This is a genomic window from Membranihabitans maritimus, assembly GCF_021729145.1.
GTDB classification, from domain to species: domain Bacteria; phylum Bacteroidota; class Bacteroidia; order Chitinophagales; family Saprospiraceae; genus Membranihabitans; species Membranihabitans maritimus.
In genome coordinates, this window is sequence record NZ_JAJSLW010000011.1 from 175297 (window position 1) to 197981 (window position 22685).

Consider the following 22685-nt stretch of genomic DNA (forward strand, 5'->3'; position numbering starts at 1 on the left):
AATACTGTAGAAAATGATAAAGCAAAAATACTATTACCCTAATATCCCGAGCCCAGCTTATGTCCTGGAAGAACAGAAGATAAGATCTAATTTAGAAAAATTAAAATATGTTCGTGAAAAGGCTGGAATAGAAATCATTCTTGCCTTAAAGGCTTTTTCCATGTGGTCAGTTTTTCCTATAGTAAGGGAATATCTTGATGGTGCTACAGCAAGCTCTTTATTCGAGGCCAAAACTATTTTTGATGAGATGGGCGAAAAGGCGCATACATATGCTCCAGGCTATCGAGAAGATGAGATTGATGAATTAGCCCGGATGAGTCAAACCATTATCTTCAATTCCCTGGATCAATATTACCGCTTTGGAAAGAAAATGAAAACGGTAAATAGCCAATTAGCTTTTGGGATTCGGGTAAATCCTGGATATAGCGAAATAGAAACAGATTTATATAATCCGGCATCACCTGGAAGTAGGTTAGGTATTCGCTCATTGGAAAACGTACCAGATGGAATAAATGGGCTTCATTTTCATGCTCTTTGTGAAAATAATTCGTACACATTATCACGTGTCCTGGATGCCTTCGAAGAGCGATTCGGTCATCTTTTGGATCAATTGGATTGGCTGAATATGGGGGGAGGGCATTTGATTACGTCTTCGGGATATGAAATTGAACACTTAATCCAACTTTTGTTATCTTTAAAAAGGAGATATTCCCATCTTAAGATAATAATGGAGCCGGGGTCTGCAATTGCCTGGCAAACCGGTTTTCTCAAATCGACGGTTATGGACGTAATTGATACTCCAATGCGTAAATGTTTAATCCTGGATATTTCGTTTACCGCCCATATGCCTGATTGTTTGGAGATGCCTTATAACCCAGAGGTTAGAGGGGCTAAATATGGTACAGAGGGTAATCATGTCTATCAACTGGGAGGAACAAGTTGTTTGGCAGGAGATCAGTTGGGACCTTATTCCTTTGAAAATGAAGTGAAAGTAGGGGATGAAGTAATTTTTGAAGACATGATTCATTATACGATGGTAAAAACCACTATGTTCAATGGGGTAAGACATCCGGATATAGGGATCATTAATGGTAGGGGAGAGTATAGAGTTCAAAGGAGTTTCACCTATGAGGATTTTAAATCCAGATTGTCATAATATGGATGAAGAATATAGAAAGTCAGAATGGATAAAAGAATTGGTACCCATATACGGACATCGGGAAACAAAATCAATGTGGAAAATATACCGGGAATCTGATCGTGTTTCTGCAAAATTTACCGATGATCTAAAAAAGCTTAAAGCCCAGTTTCCTATCCAATATCTCATAGGATATACCTGGTTTTACGATTTGAAAGTTTTTGTTGATCCGGCAGTATTGATTCCACGTCCTGAAACAGAGGAACTGGTCTATTATATTCTGGATCGTGTGCAGGATGCAGACTTTACTGTGATGGATCTGGGAACGGGTTCCGGTTGTATTTCGCTAGCATTGAAAAAAAATAAACCCGGTTGGGAAATTATAGGAGTAGATAACAGTCTGGAGGCTTTGAGAGTAGCTAAAATAAATGCACAATATCATAATTTAGATATTCATTGGTCTCAGGGTGACATGCTTGACTGGAATTGGAATGCAACGAAAAAATCAAACATAATAGTTAGTAATCCGCCTTATATCCCACTTGGGGATAAGTCCAAAATGGGGGGGAATGTTATTTTCCATGAGCCTGAATCAGCTCTATTTACGGCAGATAGGAATGGATTGGAATACTATCTATCCATTTGTCGCAATAGTTGGAGACAGCTGAAAATAGGGGGATGGATATTTTTAGAAATACACGAAGAGAAAGGAAAAGATATTGTGGAGATGTTTGAATCTGAAGGGAAATACGAAGAGATAGAAATTATCAAGGATATGCAAGGGAAAGATCGAATATTTTGTTGCCGCAGTGTGAAATAAAAAAAGTGCTGCAGCATTGATTCGCATACAGCACTTCGTTTAATTAAACCTTAGATCTTCAATAGTTTGAAGTAGGATCTTAGGTGATTATATTTTATTGGATCACAAATTTTCCATTTTTGCCATCAGCATTGATATAATAGTTCCCACTGGAAAGTCTAGAAATATTGATCTCACTGGTATAAATTCCATACTTTACCGGTCGGCCACTTGAGTTATATATTCTGTAAAATACACCATATCTAATGTTTTTCAAAGAAATATAATCATCTGCCGGGTTGGGTGCTATAATAATTTGAGTTTCATCAACTACTTCTTCCTCCGCTTCATCTTCTTCCTGTGCAGGGGGCGTTGGTTCAGGAGTAGAGGGTTGTGCTTTTTCTTCATCTTTGGATTGACAAGATTCCAGGTTAAGTGTTTTTAATTCAGAAGAAATAAATGAACCATTTTTATCTTTTGATTTGATAAAAACAGAAATTTCTTTTATGCCGTCGCCAGAAGGACTGTAAATACTTTGATAGGATGTATTTTCATCGTTCCCTGCAGCCGTAATGTTTTCAAGTAAGGTATAGGAGCTGCCATCTTCAGATATATAAACTCCGAATTGAGAACTGTTATTTTCTCGAACCATTGACCACTTGATATTAATACTAGTGCATGAGGAATTACCATCAAGAGTAAGGGATTTAAATTTTGAAACTAAAACTTCAGGGCATTCTTTGGTTCCATTATTATTGTCCCATTTACAATCCGAACCATTATTTTTCTTAACGTAATCCCAGGTCATAAACCAGGCGTCATAGCTGCGTCCGGATCCTCCAAAAGAATACTTACCTTTCTTATAGCCGAATCCCATTACCCAGTCTTCATTGTACGTACATTTCAAGAAATTTTCACGGTGGCCATTATTACAACAATCAACGTCAGCATACATCATTCCAAATATAGCCCATTCAATAGCTTTTTCAACACTAGTGAGGGTATTTATGGCAATGTTTTCGGAATAACCATTGAAGCAACTTCCCCATTCGCCAACCTGTTCACTAACACGGCTTTTTACCGATCCCAGGCATGAAGATTGATGACCAAATTCATTACAAGATACCATTTTACAGCTGTGATTTTGCGATGCATTTACTACCGCAGCATCAAGGGGTATATTAGTTACATTAATATCGTATGCACCACTGTATGCTGTTCTCAAGGCATTGATAATTTTTTGAGCATATTCAGTAGGATTCTTGTAATACTTTGGGTGTGAATATTTTTTTATTTCATCTGTCTTAAAAGCTTTCCTTTCTCTTTCTATTGCCTTATTTACATTTTTTTCAAACGAAATATCAAAATCATATTCGTACTCGGTTTTGGGATTGGGAACACATATATTTCTTAGGTCAATACTCCTTTCAAGTGTTTCGTATACTCCGGGGCCAAATTGCTGATTCTCTTGGGCTATTAAAACATCAGTTGTGAAAATAAATAGCGCTGCCAGAATCAAGCAGGATAAAGTTCTCTTCATATCAGTTAATTCGTATTTAGTAAATCGTTTATTAAGAAACTGTTAAATGATCGAATTATTGGACTTCAAATGTTAAATGTTGAATCTTAACATTTTAAACATCTAAATTTTCCGATTTAACCTAAAATGCATAAAACTATCCTATGAAAGTCTTAAAGAGAAGTGAAAAACGTATTTGATTTCAAATGAGATATTTACAAATTCCCTCCTCAAATGGTGCTTGGGTTAAAATTTCACCGAATGTAAATATTTATTTTTGAATACCTGACACCGACGCAACACAAATTGTCAAATTTTTAATAAAAGATTACGTTTTATATTGATATTCAGTTATTTAAATAATACAAAAAAATTATTGATATCCACCTTGGAGGTAGGGATTATCCCCCGGCTTTTTTAGTCTTGGTGTATCCTTGTTCTTTCAGAATTTGAAGAACTTTATTTCTGTGATCTCCCTGTATAAAAATTTCATTATCCTTAACAGATCCACCGGCTCCACATTTTTTCTTCAGGAGCTTTCCTAGTTTTTCGCGATTATCTTCACTACCCTCAAATCCTTTGACTATGGTGATAACTTTATTGCCTTTAATTCTATCCAACCAAATACGCAAACTTTGTTCCTCCGGATCGGGGGTAAATTCTTCCTCTTCATCAAAAAACCTGTTGACAAAATCAGGATTGGTGGAATACACGTTAATTTTCTTTTTTTTGCTCACGTTTTATTTTTTCTTTTGACCAGTTTCTATTGATCATTCTCATAATTTTTATACCAAGAGAATTTAATGATACCGGTTGATTTGATAATAAAAATACAGCAGTTTGAGTCTCGGGAAGAATTGCGATAAAACAACTATTTCCTTCCGATACTCCTCCTTGAATTAATATAGTAAATTGGTTATCAATTTTCAATAAATGCCATCCAAGACTTGAAAAGAAATTTTCTTTTTCATCAATATGATACTGGTATTCAGGTTCTTGAAAATACCAAAGCCAGGAGTGATTTTGTGTAATATAGTCATTGAAATACAAATCTGCCAGTGATTTTAAATCACGCAGACTGGTGTAAGCGGTTCTGGAAAGTCCAAAAATCATACTTTTTTCGGGTCCAACCTTTCTTCCTGTTCGATCAAATCCCTGTAAAACTAATTCCTCTGCGGGATTGTGTATATAAGTGTTGGAGAAAATTGAAGGGAATAACGGCCCGATGTAATGATTTAAATTGATATTTTTTGGTAGCCTACTGGAAAGGTAGTATTCAATAAAGGCATAACCAAGATCTGAATACAAATATTCGTTTTTATTATTGATTGCCGATTGGTGTATACACGAGTCCAGGGCTTTTACAGGATAATATTCATAGGGATGGTGACCGGGCATTTGATATAGGGCCAGGTTATTGGGAATCTTCGGTAATCCGGAAGTATGAATGGCCAAACTCTTGAGGGTAGTGGTGAAAGTATTGGTTCCTGTATTAGGTGAAATTTTAATACTATCTGTCAGCAATAATTTATTTTCATGATGCCAAAAAGAAAGTAATAAACCTGCGTATATTTTAGAAGCTCCACCCAAACAAAATAAACTATCCAGGTAGCTTGTATCTGTTTTTTGACTCTGGGTATTAATAAAAAACTCAGAATCCCCATCAATTATTAGTGCATGAATAGGTAATTTGCCAAGGTCATTATTTATAGTTTGATAAGTAATGATTTCATTTATTTCTTCCCTTAGATTTTGGGTGGATTGGGCTTTCGCTGGTTGCAAAGTTAATATAAGTATAATACTTGCTAACCAAAGTGGAATACGGGAAATAATGACTCCATGTATAGAGTGAATTGAATAAATACTTTCTTTAGACAAAAATTTCACCGGAATTAATTTAATAAAATTCAGGATACAACAGATAATGTCAATTTATTGAAATTAATATAATAAGGATATAAAAATAAATATTTGATTCCCTATTTTCAACCTATGAATAATTTTAAACGTCAGCATTTATTGTTTTTAGTTCTGGGAGCATATTTCGTAGCTAATGCCATAATAGCTGAATTCATAGGTGTTAAAATTTTTTCGCTTGAGCGGAATTTGGGAATTGATCCATTTAGTTTCTCTTTTTTTGGTGAAAGCCAATTATCACTCAACCTTACTGTCGGCGTCCTTCTGTGGCCGTTAGAGTTTGTCATGACAGACGTCATAAATGAATATTACGGAAAAAGGGGCGTTAAAATTCTTTCGAACCTGGCTGTCGGTTTAATCATTTACGCTTTTTTAATGGTATTTATGGGTATACATCTTATCCCTGCCGATTTTTGGCCCCAATCTCATATAAATCCTGCCTGGTCTGCCGAGAAGCAAGCGTCGGAATTAGCAAAAGTAGGCAATTATAACTATGCATATGAATTGGTATTTGGACAGGGATTATGGATAATTATTGGATCTGTAATTGCTTTTTTAATTGGTCAGGTTACAGATGTTTTTGCTTTTCATAAAATTAAAAAAATTACGGGGGAGAAAAAAGTCTGGTTAAGAGCTACTGGCTCTACCTTGATATCACAAATCCTCGACAGCTTTGTCGTATTATTCATTGCGTTTTATATAGGTGCTGATTGGTCCTTGAGTCTTGTGTTGGCTATAGGGGTTGTAAATTATATTTATAAAGGTTCTATGGCTATATTGCTTACTCCACTAATATATTTAATGCACTTTTTCATAGATTGGTTTTTGGGGAAAAGTCTTGCAGAAAAAATGAAATCTGAGGCACAAAATAGCTAATATATGCTGGCGGAAAAAATTATAATGCTTCGTCCTTCCAATTTTGGATATAATCCCGAAACAGCAATTACTAATGCATTTCAAGAAAGGCCAGATGGTACTAAGCAGCAGATAAAAAGCCAGGCATTGACAGAGTTTGACGGGCTTGTCGGGACCCTGCAAGAAGCTGGAATACATATTGACATTTGGGAAGAAGATGCATCTGATATTAATACTTATGATGCTGTCTTCCTTAATAATTGGTTTAGCACCCATCCTGATAATACGATATTTACTTATCCAATGTTTTCTCCGTCCAGAAGGTTAGAAAGAAATAGTAAGTATCTTGAAAATCTTACCAACACCTATCAAGTGCTCACCAAAATTTCACTTGAAAATTATGAACAATTAGGAATCTTTCTGGAAAGTACCGGAAGTATGGTTATTGATCATGCTAATGGGATTGTTTATGGAAACCGGAGTCCAAGAACGAATGAAATCCTATTTTTTAAGTGGGCCAGGCTTATGGGGTTTACACCCATATTATTCGATGCACTTGACCGCAACAGGATATCGATTTATCATACAAATGTATTAATGGGCCTGGGGGAGAGGTTTGTCGTAATCAATAGCGAAGCAATACCTTATCGGGATTGGGAAATTCTCAAATACCACTTCAACAAAACGGGCAAGGAAATTATTGAAATAGACCATTCTCAAATGGAATCGTTTGCGGGAAATGTTCTGCCACTGGTGAATAAAAATGGAAAACGAATTTTGGCTATGTCAACATCGGCGTTTGAATCATTGACAAGGGATCAAATTTGTAGAATTGAGGCGCACGCCCTGATAGTTAAGCATGATATTTCCACAATAGAATCAGTAGGAGGTGGTAGTGTCCGTTGTATGATCGCCGAAAATTATTTGTAAGTACCCCAACACACGCCCTACTAAATTTTAATAATTCATAAACTGTTAGATTTTTTTGTCAATTTGATCATTATATATAAATAAGTATATATGATTGTTAATAATTATGTTGATAAAAATTAATATTGACTTAATGTCAATTTCGCCTAAAATTCCCAATTTTGTACTCAAATTTTAGATTTTATAAAATAAAGATTATGAAAAAGATGTTACTAATGACTTTGTTTTGTGGACTCGGATTTTTTCTGGGAGCACAAACTATTACAGGAATTGTCGTAGATGCTAATTCCGGAGATCCATTAATTGGAGCAACAGTAATTGAGAAGGGAACTTCAAATGGAACAATAACTGATATAGATGGGGCATTTGAAATTGAGGTGACAGAAGCAGCGGAAGCTATCCAAATTTCATATGTGGGATTTGAAAGCAAGTCAGTTGATATTACAGGCCAATCAGGAACTATTGACCTAGGTACCATTTCTTTAAATGCCAGTGCTATGGGATTGGAGGAAGTGGTAGTTACCGGAGTTATGGATATAGTAAGAGATAGGCGAACACCAGTGGCTGTTTCAACAATAGGTACAGCAGAAATTCAAGCTAAGGGGGGAAATGTAGAATTCCCTGAATTGATGAAGTCAACTCCCTCTATTTATGTCGCAAACCAGGCTGGTGGCTATGGTGATTCAGAGGTTTTTACCAGGGGGTTTGACCAGACCAATACTGCCTTTTTGTTAAACGGACAGCCAATTAACGGTATGGAGGATGGAAATATGTATTGGTCAAATTGGTCAGGTATGACCGATGTGGCAAATGCTGTACAAATTCAGCGTGGATTAGGATCTTCTAAACTAGCTATATCTTCTGTGGGAGGAACTGTGAATATTATTATGAAATCAACTGAACAGGAAGAAGGAGGATCTGTAGGGTTTTTAATGGGTAACGATAATTATTTGAAAGCAACTGCTTCCTACAATACAGGATTGAAAGGAAAATGGGGTGCATCTATATTATTGACACATTGGCAAGGTGACGGATGGGCTGAAGGTACAAAAGGGAAAGGTCAAAACTATTTTGCTTCTATCGGATACAAACCTAATGACAACCACGAATTTAATTTTTTGATCACCGGGGCTCCACAGTGGCACGACCAAAACTTTTCCAAACCTATTTCAGAATACTATCAGGGAGGTGACGAAATAAATCTAAAATTTAATTCAAACTTCGGATATCTTAATGGTGAATATATATCTATACGAAGAAATTATTACCATAAACCTGTAGCCAATCTCAACTGGGAATGGGATATCAATAATAAATCTTCACTGGCAACAGTAGCATATGCTTCATGGGGAAGAGGTGGAGGAACCGGACCTTATGGAAACGGACCCTCACCACAGTACTTTCCTGAAGCGTTGACGGCAGATGGATATATTAACTGGTCAGCTGTTCAGGAGTATAATCGATCCATTGATGGCGGAATAGGGAATGGTGGATCTTTTACAGGTACGGGAATCCGGGCATCAGTTAATAACCATGCATGGTATGGCTTAGTATCAAAATATGAAACACTTTTGGGAAGTGATTTGACATTAAGCCTGGGAACTGATTTGAGGACTTACCACGGATCTCACTTCCGACAGCTGGTAAACCTTATGGGATTAAACGGATTTGATGAGTCTGATCATGCGCGATTTAATAACCATATTGTTTCAAATACCTATAAAGCAGCACCATGGTCATCTTTGTTTAATAATGCTCCTATTGAAGAACAAATTGATTATTCAAATGATGAAACGATTTCGTACGCCGGGTTATTCGGACAATTGGAATATACAAACGAAAAGATAGCGACATTCCTACAGGGTGCAGTTTCCAATCAATCCCACGTTAGGTTTGAATTGTATAACCAAACGGAAGCAAATGAAGAATCTGAAAAAGTAAATAATCTGGGGTACAACTTAAAGACTGGATTATCTTATTCTTTTGATCAAAACAATACGGTTTTCTTTAATACCGGGTATTATTTGAGACAACCTTATCACGATAATATTTATCTAAATTTTTCAAATACCGTTAATCCTTTGACCGTAAGTGAGAAGATTTTTGGACTTGAAGCTGGGTATAAATTTTCTTCGGAGAAATTTGCTGCTAACTTGAATTTATATCGAACTTCCTGGAAAGACAGAACTACAACCAGAACCCTCAATCAGGGCGATGAACTTCCAAATGGAGATGTTTTGGCAAATGGTGGCTATAGAAATACTGTGCAGAATCAATTGCATACTGGTGTCGAAATTGATTTTATTTATGAAATTTTCACGAGGTTTGACCTCAAGGGATATTTATCAGTTGGAGATTGGGCGTATGAAGGAAACAATTCGAGCAAGTATTTTGATGATAGTCAAAACCTGCAATACGAGGATTCAGGGATTAATGTTGATGGTGTAAAAGTAGGTGGACCTGCTCAGACATCTTTTGGTCTTGGAGTTAATTACAATATTGTTGAAAGTCTGAAATTGGATGTAGATTACAATCATTACAGCAGTCTGTATTCACGGTTAGGGGTAGGGAATGAATCAATGGAGTTGCCTTCGTATGGTTTGCTTGATCTCGGATTATCCTATACATTTTCTGTAGGAAATGGTCAGTATTTAAACCTGAGAGCAAATGTATTCAATGCACTGGGCACAGAATATATTTCATATGCAAACACAGCCATCGCTGCCAGTAACAATGATGCTGAAAACTGGAATGGTGTGAATAGAGAAAACGAAGTTATGTTTGGAAAAACCAGGACCTGGAATATATCAGCTAAATATTCTTTCTAACGGCGAAGAAAATTGAGTAATACAATTAAAGGGATTTCTTTATCAGGAGATCCCTTTTTGTTTTAATAAAAAGAAATTAAATATTTTTATGTTATAAAAAAGATAAATACCCGGATAGAAGCGCAATTGGTATCAACAACTTTATTTGATAAACGTTTTCATAAGTACGAGGTTGACTGCAAGTCAAATTGCTTAGATTAATTTGCATTATCGAACTAAAATTATGTTTTGATGAAATTACCCAAGAACTTTACAATAGGAATAACTTTTTCCGGTGGTGCTTCTTATGGAATTGCTCATATTGGTGTAATTAAAGCATTGCGGGAATATGGGATTGAACCGGACGTTGTGTATGGAACCAGTGCCGGAGCAATGGCATGTGTCCTGTATGCAGGTGGAGCCTCAATAAGGGAGTTCCGGGATTTTGCAAGAGGGAGCAAAATTCTCAAAATGGTTCGCTGGAAATATCCGAAACTTGGTCTAATACCTTTGGATTACCTGGAGAATAGGATTAGTGCCTATTGTCCTTACGAAAATCTTGAAGAATTACCGGTAAAAACCTATGTCGGTGTAACCAATCTTGAAACGGGGGAACACGAGACTCTTTCCATGGGGAATTTGTCGAAAGCCGTGTCTGCATCCTGTGCAATACCGGTATTTTTTAGACCTGTCGAACTTAATGGTAACTTATATGTAGATGGCGGCGTAGCCAATAATATGCCTGCCAAACGATTGAGGCAGGAATGCGACTATGTAATCGGTTGTAATGTGGTCGAAAATGTTTTTGTAGGAAGAAAATCTTTTAAAGGTTTCAAAAGGGTTATGGAGCGGACATTGACTATTTCTTTACTCAATCGGACTGTGGTGAATTACCCGGATTGTGATTTTATTATACGTCCGACTGGTATGGCTAATCGGTATGGTAAATTCGATTTTGGCAAAGTAGATGAAATGATAGAATTAGGGTATCAAAAGACCCTGCGAGATTTGCCTGCTATCCTTGAAGGCATCCAATTGCGAATTGAATCAAAATATAATGGAACACAGGCTAGTAAAAAATCTGATTATTACGAAAGGATAAGTTAATCCAGTTCTACCGAAAAAGCTCTGCCATCATCGAGGTCAACAGAAATATTTTCTTTTAAGGTTGTTGCTAGTGATAACCCTACGTAATCTACGTGTATAGGAAAAAGTTTATGGGTGCGGTCAACGAGTACTGCAGCCTCCAGTTTTCCCGGAAGAATTTCCAAAAGAGGTTTCGTTGCATAAAATAGAGTCCGACCCGTGTGAGCTACATCATCTACTAATATTAGTGTTTCTCCGGATAAAATTTCATAGTTAACAGAAAGATCAACGGATTGAGCTAAAGGGTTGGCCGCATTAAGTCGGACATTTACTAATTCTACCGACGCTAATGTAAGCCGATCCATTTCCTTTTTGATTAATTCAGCAAAACGAAACCCATTATTGTTTATCCCAATTAGAAAAATCTTGTCCCGATCAGAATTGTTTTCAAGGATTTGAATAGCCAGCCTCTTGATCTTTTGTTTTATTTGTCTGTGTTGGATAATTTCCATAAAGCGAAAATATAAATTGATATTTCATCTCATCTGCTAAAGTATTCATTATTTTTCTTATTACCTGAGTTAGTAGAATTTTTAGGATTCACAGCACTTGAAAATAAGGAGGTTTGACTAAAAGGGGCGAATACTGAGTGGACTATTTAGAGCTCCCGAAAGGAGAATGATCGCTGTTTTCAAGTGTTTACAACCATACTACCCATCCTCAATCTTGGATGGAGAAGTTAAACCAACTTCGTTCCCTCACCTTGTTTTATCCCGATAAAGCTTTAGGTCGCTTACTTTTAAATTCCCCATCTGCGCCCGCTGATACTATAATTTTTCGTGGAGCCTGGGTTATATCGAATCTGTCTACGTAACCTTGTAGATTGTACCTTTTGATCTGTAAGAAATGATGAATTCAAGATTGACAAAGTATTTGTTTTTTGCAGAATGAGGATAATTTATTTCAAAATTGGTGTCCTTAGATTGAGAATTTGAACAATTATTGACATATTTGATATATTATTTTTGTTTTTTATATGAATCTGGGATGGAAATTGGGCAGATAATTTTTTTAATCGTATTGATAGCAGTTGCTTTTCTGGCTATTAAATTATATGGCAGGGTTTTTCGCAATATCCGGCTTGGAAGAAGTGAAATAATTAATGACCAAAAGAGTAAAAGATGGAAAAATGTTTTACTTGTTGCATTTGGACAAAAGAAAATGTTTAAGAGGATAGTTCCGGCTTTATTACATTTTTTTATTTATACAGCATTTTTGCTTACACAGGTGGAGCTTATAGAAATTATAATAGATGGAATAATGGGCAAACATCGTGTTTTGGCCAACCCCTTGGGTGGCTTTTATACGTTTATTATTGGAATGATTGAGGTTCTTTCATTATTAGCATTAGTGGCTACCATTGTGTTTGTAATTAGGAGAGTGATTCTTAAGTTAAAGAGGTTTCATAGTATTGAAATGAAGGGATGGCCGACTAAAGATGCTCTTATAATTTTGGCAGGTGAGTTTTTATTGATCGCAGCTATTTTTACGATGAATGGAAGTGATGTTCTTTTACAAGGGATGGATCCCGAACATTATCCTTCTACGGGAGTATTACCTGTTTCTAATTGGCTGGGCCCGGCTATGTTCGGGAATTTGTCTTATGAATCCTTAGTGATGTTGGAGCGAATAGGATGGTGGGGGCATATTGTGGTTGTATTTGGATTTATACTATATTTGCCAATCTCGAAGCATTTACATATTTTTTTGGCCTTTCCAAATACCTGGTACGCCCGATTGGAGCCTAAAGGAGAAATTCAAAATATGCCTGAAGTTATGAATGAGGTGAAGAGCATGTTGGGGCTGACTGAAGAAAATTCCGGAATGGATGAGTCAATTGGAGACCTTCCGGAATTTGGAGCGAAAGACGTGACCGGTCTATCCTGGAAAAATATAATGGATGCTTATGCTTGTACGGAATGTGGACGGTGTACAAGTGAATGTCCGGCAAATATTACGGGCAAAAAACTATCTCCCCGAAAAATTATGATGGATGTGAGAGACAGGGCCGAAGAAATAGGAAAGACTTTGGACCAAAACAAAAGTAATGTAAGCCTGGCAGAATTTGATGACGGAAAGACTTTATTTGACCGTATTACGCGAGAAGAATTGCATGCATGTACTACTTGTAATGCTTGTGTGGAAGCATGCCCTGTACTTATTAATCCATTAGATATTATACTGCAAATGAGGAGATATGAAATATTAACAGAGTCTTCGGGTCCGGGGGATTGGATGCCAATGTTCAATAGTTTGGAAAATACGGGGGCAGTGTGGCAGGTGCCGGAAGAAAGGGATGCTTGGAGTAAGTAATTGAGGATCGGGAGTGGGGAGTTAGTTGTTATTGAAAGGACATTACTATGGAAAAAAGACACATCTCCGGAAGGAATTACAATATAGGTGCCTGTTCCGGTGGGAATGGAGGGATTGCAAATAGAAAAATTTGAAAACCATGAAAGTTAAAACATTTGCAGAATTGCAAAGTGAGGGTGTAACACCAGAATTATTATTTTGGGTCGGATGTGCTGGTAGTTTTGACAGCCGGTCACAGAAAATTAGCAAAAAATTGGTAGAGATTTTGGATGAAGCAGCGATTCCTTTTGCTATTCTGGGTAATGAGGAAATGTGCACAGGTGATCCTGCAAGGCGGGCCGGGAATGAATTTGTGTTTCAGATGTTAGCCCTTCAAAATATTCAGACCCTTAATGGATATGGTGTACAGAAGATTGTGACTACTTGTCCTCATTGTTTCAATACATTAAAAAATGAATACCCTGAATTGGGGGGGCACTACGAAGTCATTCACCATTCGCAACTTCTTAAAAAATTATTAGAAGAAGGTAGGATAAAAGTACGAGGAGATGTTTTCAAGGGTAAAAAAATAACCTATCATGATTCATGTTATTTGGGGAGAGCGAATAATATATATGAAGCCCCGAGAGATGTACTCGAACATTTAGACAATGAAATTGTTGAAATGCAGAGATCACGTAATTGTGGACTGTGTTGTGGTGCCGGTGGTGCACAGATGTTCAAAGAAGATGAACCAGGAGACAAGAGAATAAATGCAGAGAGGGCGGATGAAGCATTAGGTACTGGAGCCGAAATTGTGGCAGTTAATTGCCCTTTTTGTCTGACGATGCTAGGGGATGGACTGAAAGAAAAAGATGAGAAAGTAATGGTATTTGATATAAGTGAATTAATTTTGCAGGATAAAACATAATTTAATTATCTGATGGAAGCGGTAAGTGTAGATGTTCTAAAGAATTCAGCAAGGATTTGGGTGTATCAGGCCGATCGAATCTTGAATGAACAAGAAGTGCAGTGTATTTCGAAAAAATTAGAGAGGTTCTTGTCCCAATGGAATACACATGGAAAACCTTTAGCGGCTGAAGCATGGTTGGATGACAGTCTTTTTATTGTCCTAGCTGTTGATGAAGACAGGCAATTGGCCAGTGGGTGCTCAATCGATCAGTCTGTGCATTTTATTCGTGAAATTGGCAGCCGGTTGAATATTGACTTTTTTGATCGCATGACTTTTTCTTATCGTGATACAGAAGGTAACCCTCAATTGGTAGGGGCACAGGATTTACCTAAGCTGTATAAAAAGGGTGTAATTGAAGATGAAACTCTTTTTTATGATACATTAGTAACAGACAAAGGGAAGTGGAAAACCGATCGTCTGAAACCCCTCATAAATAGTTGGCAGACAAAATTTCTTTAACCAATATTGCGTTTGAACTTAGAATGTATTTTACTTTTTGGATGCCTCCAAAGGGCTGAGGGAAGTATTACTGTCTAAGTATTTTGGAGTTTTGTCTAGATTTTTGACAAAAGGGAACTAATTGTTTTCTCATTTCCGTTCCATCAACAGTTGATTTCGATAATTGGCTATCATTAACAAGAATAAAGTTATGTTGAAAAAAGTGAAAAAGTGGCTAGGAATTGAAGGTGTTAAAATAACGATTGAGGTTCCGGAAAAGATCTCCATGGAGAAAAAACGAGTCGATGGAAAATTGATTTTTGAGAGTCGCCAGGATAGTGAAGTTGAATCAATTCGATTGAGAATTGTCGAACGGTTTATGAGAGGGCGAAGAGGAGGAAAGTTAATTAATGAATATTTACTGGGAGAATCCGAGGTTGTGGGCAAGTTTACGATAAAAGCCGAAGAACCTACAGAAATTGAATTTGCCCTTCCTTTTAAAGTTCTGCAATCTGATATGGATCGCTGGGAAAGTAAAAATCTTATTTTCAAAGGATTAATAAAAACGGCCAAATGGGTCCGGGGTGTGAAGTCTGTCTTTAGAATTGAAGTAGAAGCGGATGTAAAAGGTATGGCTATAAGCCCTTTGCTTAAAAAGGACATTAATTTAATATCTTAGTAGAGTAATTTTATTATTCCAAACTTGTGATTTAGAAAATATTCTTTAATATATTACGTATATTAATTAAAAGCTATCCCCTAGTTTTAATAGTGTTTAAAGCCGATTAATGGGTACATATCTTTCCAGATCACACTTAGTAATCATTGTATTGATTTCACTAGCAGCCGTTGTAGGAATTCATTTTTATGCCAATAATCGGCAATTTAAAGCAGATGAATACAGCCAATGGGTCACGCATACACATGAAGTTCTCGAAACCACGGTGCTAATTAAGAACAAAGTGTATCAGCTGGAATCGGAACAAAGGGGATTTTCTATACAACCTATAACCAGTAGTAAATTATTAATTGATACCATAGGGAGTGAATTGCAGGTATTGTTAGACTCCTTACAATTCCTGGTAAGTGATAATCCTGTACAAGAAGATCGGACCTTACAATTGGAACAATTGTGCCAGCAGAAAATTCAATTTGAAAAGGAAACTCTTTCGATGTCGAGTAGACCTTCCTATTCCAGTGATAATAATCTTGCCAGATTAGAGCAAGGTGTAGATATTACTCAAAGAATAAGAAAAGTTAGCAATGAGATTATTAGTATGGAAAAAGAGCTCCTTGCTTTACGTTCTCTGGAAGCAGAGGAACGACAAGACATGGCATTGGGAATTTCGATTGTGGCGGATATTATTTCAATTTTAGTTATTCTATTATGTTTGTTTTTCCTGATCAGACAAATTACAGTAATAGAAAAAAATAGAATGCAAATCTCGAATGCGAATGCAAAACTCAGGGAGTTTTTAGATTCTATTCCTATTGGTGTAATGGTTGTTGAGTCGTCTGGTCGATTAGAATTTTTTAATAATTCGGCAAGGAAATATTTTAACTTAGAATCTATACCTGAAAGGGTTGAGCAATTATTGAAGGATATCGAATTACTTGATAGGAGTGATAATAGAATAGACCTTAAATCACTTCCAATTGCTACTGCCCTAAAAGGGAAAAATTCATCCTTTAAAGAAGTATTCCTAAAAAGGGATGATACTACATTAATTTTAGATGTTGGAGCTGTTCCTATTTTTTCAAATGATGGAAAAGTAGAATATGCGATTTCAGTATGTAAAGATATAACCGCTCAAAAAAAAATAGAAGCGGAATTAAAGAAAGCAAGGTTAGATGCAGAACAATCGGTATTAACAAGAGATCTGTTTTTATCGAATATAAGTCATGAAATCCGTACGCCTTTGAATGCAATATTAGGATTTTCGTACTTGCTAAGACAAAATGAGGGAGATATTGAAAAAGCAGATCAGTTAGATTCGATTATTCAATCAGGGGAAAACCTATTACTGATTATAAATGACCTCCTGGATCTTTCTAAGATCGAATCCGGGGAAATGAAAATTGAAAAAATCCCCGTAGAGCTGGGCGGTCTGATCGAATCAGTATCTGTTCCTATGATACAGAAGTCCAACTCTAAGGGAATCGATTTCAACCTTAATATTGATCCAAACATACCAAAAGTAATAAAGAGTGATCCATTGCGTCTTACACAAATTCTGAATAATCTGTGTGGAAACGCTGTGAAGTTTACAGATAAAGGACGGGTTACTGTAAGCGCATATGCCGGTGGACAGGTAAAAAATCATACTTCAATTTTTTTCGAGATAATCGATACGGGGATTGGAATCAAGCAGGACCGATTACCTTTTATATTTGACCGATTTTCACAGGCTTCTGAAGATATATCAAGAAAATTTGGCGGTACAGGCTTAGGTTTAAGTATTGTAAAGCAATTAATTAATTTATTGGGTGGTAATATCAAAGTAGAAAGTACCCTCGGGCAGGGTACACGGTTTCTAGTGGAAATTCCGGTTCAGGTCCTTTCAGATAAGACCAATAAGAAAAAAGGCAAAATTGTAGAAAAAACCTTCAATCCAAATAGCAAACATGACGGGAAAATATTAGTTGTAGAAGATAATATAATAAATCAAAAACTGATGATTGCCTACCTCAATAAAAATGGATTACAGGGCGAATTGGCATATAATGGGGTAGAGGCACTTGAAATGGTGGAAGAACATGATTATGATTTGATATTTATGGATATACAAATGCCTGAAAAAAATGGGTATGAGACTACATTAGAATTGAGAAAAAGAGGAAAAACAATTCCAATTATTGCTATGACTGCACATGCAATGAGTGGGGAAAGAGGAAAATGCCTGGAAATTGGAATGAACGAATATTTATCAAAACCAATTAGAGAAAGAGCGATGCTTCAAATGGTTGCAAGGTTTCTGGATGCTGAAAATTTAACAACCCAGGAAGTGAAAACTACTGATTCCAATGGAATGTTTAACCAGGAAGTAATAGATGATTATAAAGAGAATCCTGATATTTTTTCGGAAATAAAGGCCATGTTTTTAGAGGACTACCCACAGTATTTAAAAACGATGGAAAGCAAAGTATTCAATGAAGACCCGGAGGGTATGCGTAAAACTGTCCATAAATTTCGATCATCTGTTCTTTCAATTGGACTGGCACAAATTGGCAGGGATCTAGGTGAAATTGAAAAAAGAATTGAAGAAACAGGAATGATTTCCCTGGTCAATATAGGTTATATATCAATGCTGGGCAGAAGAATAGAAAGACATCTCAATGAAATATCCATTCGAATTCATGAAGGATAAATTACAAATCTTTCGGTTAATTGTCAGGAGATAAAGTATTTTACTAACTTAGTTCTCAGCTAAGCCCGGGAAATTTGTCTTAATCCTATAAAGACCCGGTATATAATGAAGAATCAAGAATTAGTATTAATTGCAGAAGATGAGAGGATTATTCGAAGGACATTACAATTGAAATTAGAGAAAGAGGGTTTCAATGTCTTAACGGCCGAAGACGGTCAACAAGCTATTGAAATGCTTGAATCAAGTGATCCCGATATAGTCGTTACCGATCTGATGATGCCTTTTAGAAATGGGCTGGAGGTTTTGGAGTTTGTCAAAAAAAAGGAGTCCGAAATTCCGGTAATTGTACTTTCCGCAGCAGGTCAGGAAAATATAGTGCTCGATGCCTTTAATATGGGGGCTTCGGACTATATAACAAAACCATTTTCTCCCAATGAAATTGTAGTGAGAATTAAAAAGTTAATTCTAAAATCTTGAGAAGAATTATTTACACCTTACTTTTGACTGTTCTTGTTGCAATGGTAAAGGGGCAATCTGTAGATAGTATGTTCCTGAGTGCCAGAGAAATGGCCATTAGAGGGGACTTGAAAAAAGCCTCTCAATTGCTTGAAGATCTTTTGAGTTTGGACCCCGAATATACGGACGCTACTTTGTATCTGGCAAGGATCCAGGGATGGGAAAGGAAGTTTTTACAGGCAGATAGTCTATTACAGAAAATACCTGATAAACAGAGGTCTATCGAATGGTGGAGATTGTATTGTAGTTTAAAATTTTGGCAAGATAATTCTTCCGGACTGCAAGAAAGGGTTCAGCAGGCATTAGTCATTTATCCTGAGGACGAAACCATTCAATTGTACAAGGTTTTTTCGAAACTAATGGATAATCAGGTTCAGGATGGTTATGACTTGCTAAATGCTAAGGAATGGAACCTGGAAAGAGCCATTGAGTTAAAAAGGCAACTGAGAAACCGGCTTTCTCGAAACTATTTGAGCCTATTAGGTAACATTGATATTTTACCTGCTGTTTCTGACCGCTATTTCGGGCAGGTAGAGGCGGGAATTGGACATAAAGGGTCTCAATACCTTGGGAGGGTGGTGTATGCTAATCAATTTAATAACGCAGGAATACAATGGGAATTAGAGGCTTATCCTTTAATTACCTCTGAGATCTATTTGTTCCTGGGTATTAGTTATTCTAATTCAATTCTTTTCCCAAAATATAAAATGGGTGTTGATGTGAATTGGGCATTTACCCATGGATGGGAATCAAGCATGGGAATTCGGTACTTTGATTTTCGTAATATTCGCTCCGTGGTATTTACACCAACTCTGACACAATACAATGGGGATTGGATGTTTCGTGGGCGCGGGGCTTATGTTGTAAACGAGGGTAATTCCAATAACTTTTCAGTTTCTGCAGAGTCTACTCGATATCTTTCATCAAATTGGCATCATATAAAATTTAATGCAGGGGTCGGATCATATCTTCCCCAGCGGTATAGTCTTGAGAATCGGGTCTCGGGTATTTCTTACTGGCTGGGAACAAGGTATCAATTTCCTGTTAAAGATCGCCATTTTATATCGATTTCAGGGGAGTATGCCCGGGAAAAAAGAGCAGCAGATCTTCCCTTTTCAAATAGGATTTCTTTACAAGCAGGGTATTTGTATCAATTTTAAATCTATGGTTGAAAAGTGGCAGGATCGTTTGGAAATGTATGGTTTAGATAGTTTGACCCTGGTTTTTGTAACTTCTTTCCTATTCTTTTCTTTAGTGAGTTTGGGCCTGGTTTTGCATATGTTTTACTACGGGTACAGGTTGAAAAAGCGTACGGTCATTTTGCAAAATTTGCGCAATGGGATAAGTGATTTGGTAGCTGAATATTTAAGTGAAGGGCTTGATATTAAGGAAACAGAAAAGAAAATTGAAGCACAAATTAATAGTCGTGAAAAGAAAAGATTATTATTAGACTTTTTCCTGGATACTACCGATCACTTCAAAGGGGAAAATAGAACGTTGTTTAGGGACTTATTTTATCAATTAAAATTGCATGATGCTACTGTTAAGTTGTTAAAATCCAGATCATGGGATAAAAAGGTGAAAGGTGCCAAGCTAGCGGGAAAATTTAAAGTGGATGAAGCATTTTCAGCATTAACTAAGCTACAAATTACAAATCGAAAACTGCTTCGTAGTGAAATCAGGGCTGCGCTGTTACAACTCAATGATTTTCGATGGATACACAGAAACTTTTCACGGGTTTCGGATTGGGACCAGGTATTGATATTAGAGAAATTGAAAAGGGAAAGGATTGGTAATGTGTTGAATGGAAAAGAGTGGTTATCGTCCAGACATCCCTCTATGGTGGTTTTTGGAATACGTTTATGTTATTTATTTAATGATTTTGAGTCAGTAGAACAGATAAAAAGTATAATCACTGAAAGAAGAGAAAAGCCTATTATTTTAGAGGGATTAAAAGCCCTGAAATTTTTATATCCCTTTGAATTTCATGAAATAGCTGAAGAATTAATGAAAATCGATGATTCGGATATTAAAAATTCTGTATTGGAATTATTGGGTCTTGATGGGAGTTTGGAAGCGGTTGAGATCATAGAAAGATTTATACAAGCTGATTATATCCCCACTCAGTTAGTTGCACTTAGGGCATTAAAAATAGCTGGTAGAGATCTTTTCAAATATACGCATGGAAGGTACATCGATGTTAAGCTCATAGAGCATATTAATGATGAGAAAAATTACATTAATTAAATGACTGATTTTTTAGTATTAAATATAATCATCACTTTTTTTATTGTATTTGCTTTTGGGATAATGTTATCATATTTGATTCTTGCATTATTGTCTTATATGGAAATTAGAAAGTATATCCATGCTTTTGGATATGTGAAGTCCAACCTTATGCTTTCTTCTCCTATTGTTCCAAGGGTATCCATATTAGCTCCGGCCTATAATGAAGCTTTAAATATTGTAGCTAATGTTCGATCGTTGTTGTCTCTGCAATATACGGATATGGAATTAGTGATCATTAATGACGGAAGCAAAGACAATAGCATGGATTTGCTTATTGAAGCCTATAAGCTTGAAAAAACCAGTTTTTACCCATACGAATATGTCTCTTGCAAAAAAATTAAAGGTGTATATAGATCCGTTCATCCTTCTTTTAGCAGTTTGGTCGTAGTGGATAAAGAAAATGGGGGTAAGTCTGACGCCTTAAATGCAGGAATTAATGTTTCTTCAGGGAAACTTTTTGCGTGTATTGATGTGGATTGTATTTTGGAACCGAATTCTATAATCAAAATGGTCATACCATTTATACGGGAAAGGTCAAAAAAAATTATTGCTACCGGAGGAGTGATTCGTATCGCTAATGATTGTGTTTTCAAGGGAGGTAGGCTTCAAAAAGTACGTTTGCCGAATTCCTGGATTTGCCGATGGCAGGTATTGGAATATATGCGATCCTTTTTATTAGGCAGGATGGGATGGGCAAGGGTCAATGGCCTATTGCTGATATCCGGAGCTTTTGGCTTATTTAATAGAAAGTTGGCAATCGAGGCTGGAGGTTACCGGCATGATACCGTAGGTGAGGACATGGAGCTTGTAGTGAGGATGCGGAGAATTATGGAGGAGAAAAGGATTCCTTATGCTGTAAAGTTTATCCCTGACCCGTTGTGTTGGACAGAGGCACCTTCTTCATGGAAAATTTTGGGAAGGCAGCGAAACAGGTGGACGAGGGGAACTATGGATACCCTAAAATTTCACAGGAAAATGCTCTTTAATCCCCGATATAGGTTTACTGGTATGGTGAGTTTTCCTTATTGGCTATTTTTTGAATGGTTAGCACCAATAATTGAATTCCTTGGCATCATTATTACGATTTTGCTTTTGGTATTAGGATATGTAAATGTAAAATTTCTTATCCTTACAATTATCTTGGTTTATTCATTTGCTGTAATGATTTCTATGTATGCTTTGTGGACGGATCAACGGACTTACATGCAATACAAAGATAGGGGGGACCAATGGAGACTGATCCTGGCAGCTTTCCTCGAACCTTTTATTTACCATCCCTTTTTGGTATGGAGTGCTTTGAAAGGAAATATCGACTATTTTTCAGGTAAAAAATCCTGGGGGACAATGACGAGAAGGGGAATTGCGAAAAATGGATAATCTATTCCCCTACCTTAGATTACTTATTATACCTGAGTTCGACGACGAATACTTATTGATTCAGAGAAAGCGAAAGGGCTGTATACAAGGTAGCTTTTTGAAACTTTACCGGGATAATGCAAAGGGCGGTAACGCAGTAGTTTCCCCTTTTCGATCCAGGCTTGAGAAGATGGGTGTGCTTACCACATGAAATCAGCGATCTTCTTCTTCCTAAAAGAAACTCTTAATAGTCCACTATGTATTCGCCCCTTTTACGACGCAATGCCTGTTCTCAAGTTCTCTGAATTTTATTATTAATCAAACACAACTTATACTAAATAG

Annotated in this window: 19 protein-coding genes; 15 read left to right on the forward strand and 4 right to left on the reverse strand. The window is 36.6% G+C overall.

Features of this window, described 5'->3' with window-relative positions:
* Positions 1-13: 13 nt before the first annotated feature.
* The gene (gene nspC, locus LVD47_RS14645; RefSeq protein WP_236978063.1) at positions 14-1156 is read left to right on the forward strand and encodes a carboxynorspermidine decarboxylase; all 1143 of its coding nucleotides are present in this window, start codon (positions 14-16) and stop codon (positions 1154-1156) included.
* Entirely contained in the window at positions 1128-1958 is an 831-nt protein-coding gene (prmC, locus tag LVD47_RS14650; RefSeq protein WP_236978066.1) for a peptide chain release factor N(5)-glutamine methyltransferase, read from the forward strand. Before nspC ends, prmC begins: the two co-directional genes overlap by 29 nt.
* Positions 1959-2052: 94 nt before the next feature.
* Here prmC and LVD47_RS14655 read toward each other — a convergent pair whose 3' ends face one another.
* The 3 genes from LVD47_RS14655 to LVD47_RS14665 form a co-directional block, all read right to left on the reverse strand.
* Positions 2053-3477: a T9SS type A sorting domain-containing protein gene (locus tag LVD47_RS14655; RefSeq protein ID WP_236978074.1), complete on the reverse strand. Its 1425-nt coding sequence runs from the start codon at positions 3475-3477 to the stop codon at positions 2053-2055.
* A 380-nt stretch (positions 3478-3857) separates the two neighbouring features.
* Complete coding sequence (locus tag LVD47_RS14660) at positions 3858-4193, reverse strand: translation initiation factor (protein ID WP_236978076.1); 336 nt, start codon at positions 4191-4193, stop codon at positions 3858-3860.
* Positions 4171-5343 carry a hypothetical protein gene (locus LVD47_RS14665; protein ID WP_236978078.1) on the reverse strand — a complete coding sequence of 391 codons (1173 nt, stop codon included), beginning with the start codon at positions 5341-5343 and terminating at the stop codon, positions 4171-4173. Before LVD47_RS14665 ends, LVD47_RS14660 begins: the two co-directional genes overlap by 23 nt.
* Before the next feature lie 105 nt (positions 5344-5448).
* Here LVD47_RS14665 and LVD47_RS14670 point away from each other — a divergent pair, with 105 nt between their 5' ends.
* The 4 genes from LVD47_RS14670 (at position 5449) to LVD47_RS14685 (ending at position 11072) form a co-directional block, all read left to right on the forward strand.
* Entirely contained in the window at positions 5449-6249 is an 801-nt protein-coding gene (locus LVD47_RS14670; protein ID WP_236978087.1) for a queuosine precursor transporter, read from the forward strand.
* 3 nt (positions 6250-6252) lie between these two features.
* Positions 6253-7158, forward strand: coding sequence for a citrulline utilization hydrolase CtlX (ctlX, locus tag LVD47_RS14675; protein ID WP_236978097.1), 906 nt, complete (start codon positions 6253-6255; stop codon positions 7156-7158).
* 197 nt (positions 7159-7355) lie between these two features.
* Positions 7356-9986: a TonB-dependent receptor gene (locus tag LVD47_RS14680; RefSeq protein WP_236978104.1), complete on the forward strand. Its 2631-nt coding sequence runs from the start codon at positions 7356-7358 to the stop codon at positions 9984-9986.
* 231 nt (positions 9987-10217) lie between these two features.
* Positions 10218-11072 carry a patatin-like phospholipase family protein gene (locus LVD47_RS14685; protein WP_236978106.1) on the forward strand — a complete coding sequence of 285 codons (855 nt, stop codon included), beginning with the start codon at positions 10218-10220 and terminating at the stop codon, positions 11070-11072.
* Here the strand turns inward: LVD47_RS14685 and LVD47_RS14690 are convergent.
* Positions 11069-11563 carry a phosphoribosyltransferase family protein gene (locus LVD47_RS14690; RefSeq protein ID WP_236978108.1) on the reverse strand — a complete coding sequence of 165 codons (495 nt, stop codon included), beginning with the start codon at positions 11561-11563 and terminating at the stop codon, positions 11069-11071. The genes LVD47_RS14685 and LVD47_RS14690 overlap by 4 nt on opposite strands.
* 535 nt (positions 11564-12098) lie before the next feature.
* Here LVD47_RS14690 and LVD47_RS14695 point away from each other — a divergent pair.
* The 9 genes from LVD47_RS14695 to LVD47_RS14735 all read left to right on the forward strand — a co-directional run bounded on the left by LVD47_RS14695 (position 12099) and on the right by LVD47_RS14735 (position 22364).
* Positions 12099-13424: a 4Fe-4S dicluster domain-containing protein gene (locus LVD47_RS14695; RefSeq protein WP_236978110.1), complete on the forward strand. Its 1326-nt coding sequence runs from the start codon at positions 12099-12101 to the stop codon at positions 13422-13424.
* 139 nt (positions 13425-13563) lie between these two features.
* A complete protein-coding gene (locus LVD47_RS14700; RefSeq protein ID WP_236978112.1) occupies positions 13564-14334 on the forward strand; it encodes a (Fe-S)-binding protein in 771 nt (256 codons plus the stop codon).
* Positions 14335-14346: 12 nt separating this feature from the next.
* Positions 14347-14835: a hypothetical protein gene (locus LVD47_RS14705; RefSeq protein ID WP_236978114.1), complete on the forward strand. Its 489-nt coding sequence runs from the start codon at positions 14347-14349 to the stop codon at positions 14833-14835.
* 202 nt (positions 14836-15037) lie between these two features.
* Entirely contained in the window at positions 15038-15493 is a 456-nt protein-coding gene (locus LVD47_RS14710; RefSeq protein WP_236978116.1) for a hypothetical protein, read from the forward strand.
* 109 nt (positions 15494-15602) lie between these two features.
* Entirely contained in the window at positions 15603-18182 is a 2580-nt protein-coding gene (locus tag LVD47_RS14715) for a response regulator (RefSeq protein WP_236978118.1), read from the forward strand.
* 105 nt (positions 18183-18287) lie between these two features.
* Positions 18288-18659 (forward strand): response regulator transcription factor, encoded by a 372-nt coding sequence (locus LVD47_RS14720; protein ID WP_236978120.1) that lies wholly within the window; start codon positions 18288-18290, stop codon positions 18657-18659.
* The gene (locus tag LVD47_RS14725) at positions 18656-19858 is read left to right on the forward strand and encodes a YaiO family outer membrane beta-barrel protein (protein WP_236978122.1); all 1203 of its coding nucleotides are present in this window, start codon (positions 18656-18658) and stop codon (positions 19856-19858) included. The genes LVD47_RS14720 and LVD47_RS14725 overlap by 4 nt, the downstream gene beginning before the upstream one ends.
* Before the next feature lie 4 nt (positions 19859-19862).
* Complete coding sequence (locus LVD47_RS14730) at positions 19863-20945, forward strand: hypothetical protein (protein WP_236978124.1); 1083 nt, start codon at positions 19863-19865, stop codon at positions 20943-20945.
* Complete coding sequence (locus LVD47_RS14735) at positions 20946-22364, forward strand: glycosyltransferase family 2 protein (RefSeq protein WP_236978133.1); 1419 nt, start codon at positions 20946-20948, stop codon at positions 22362-22364. It abuts the gene before it with no gap.
* The last annotated feature ends 321 nt before the right edge of the window (positions 22365-22685 follow it).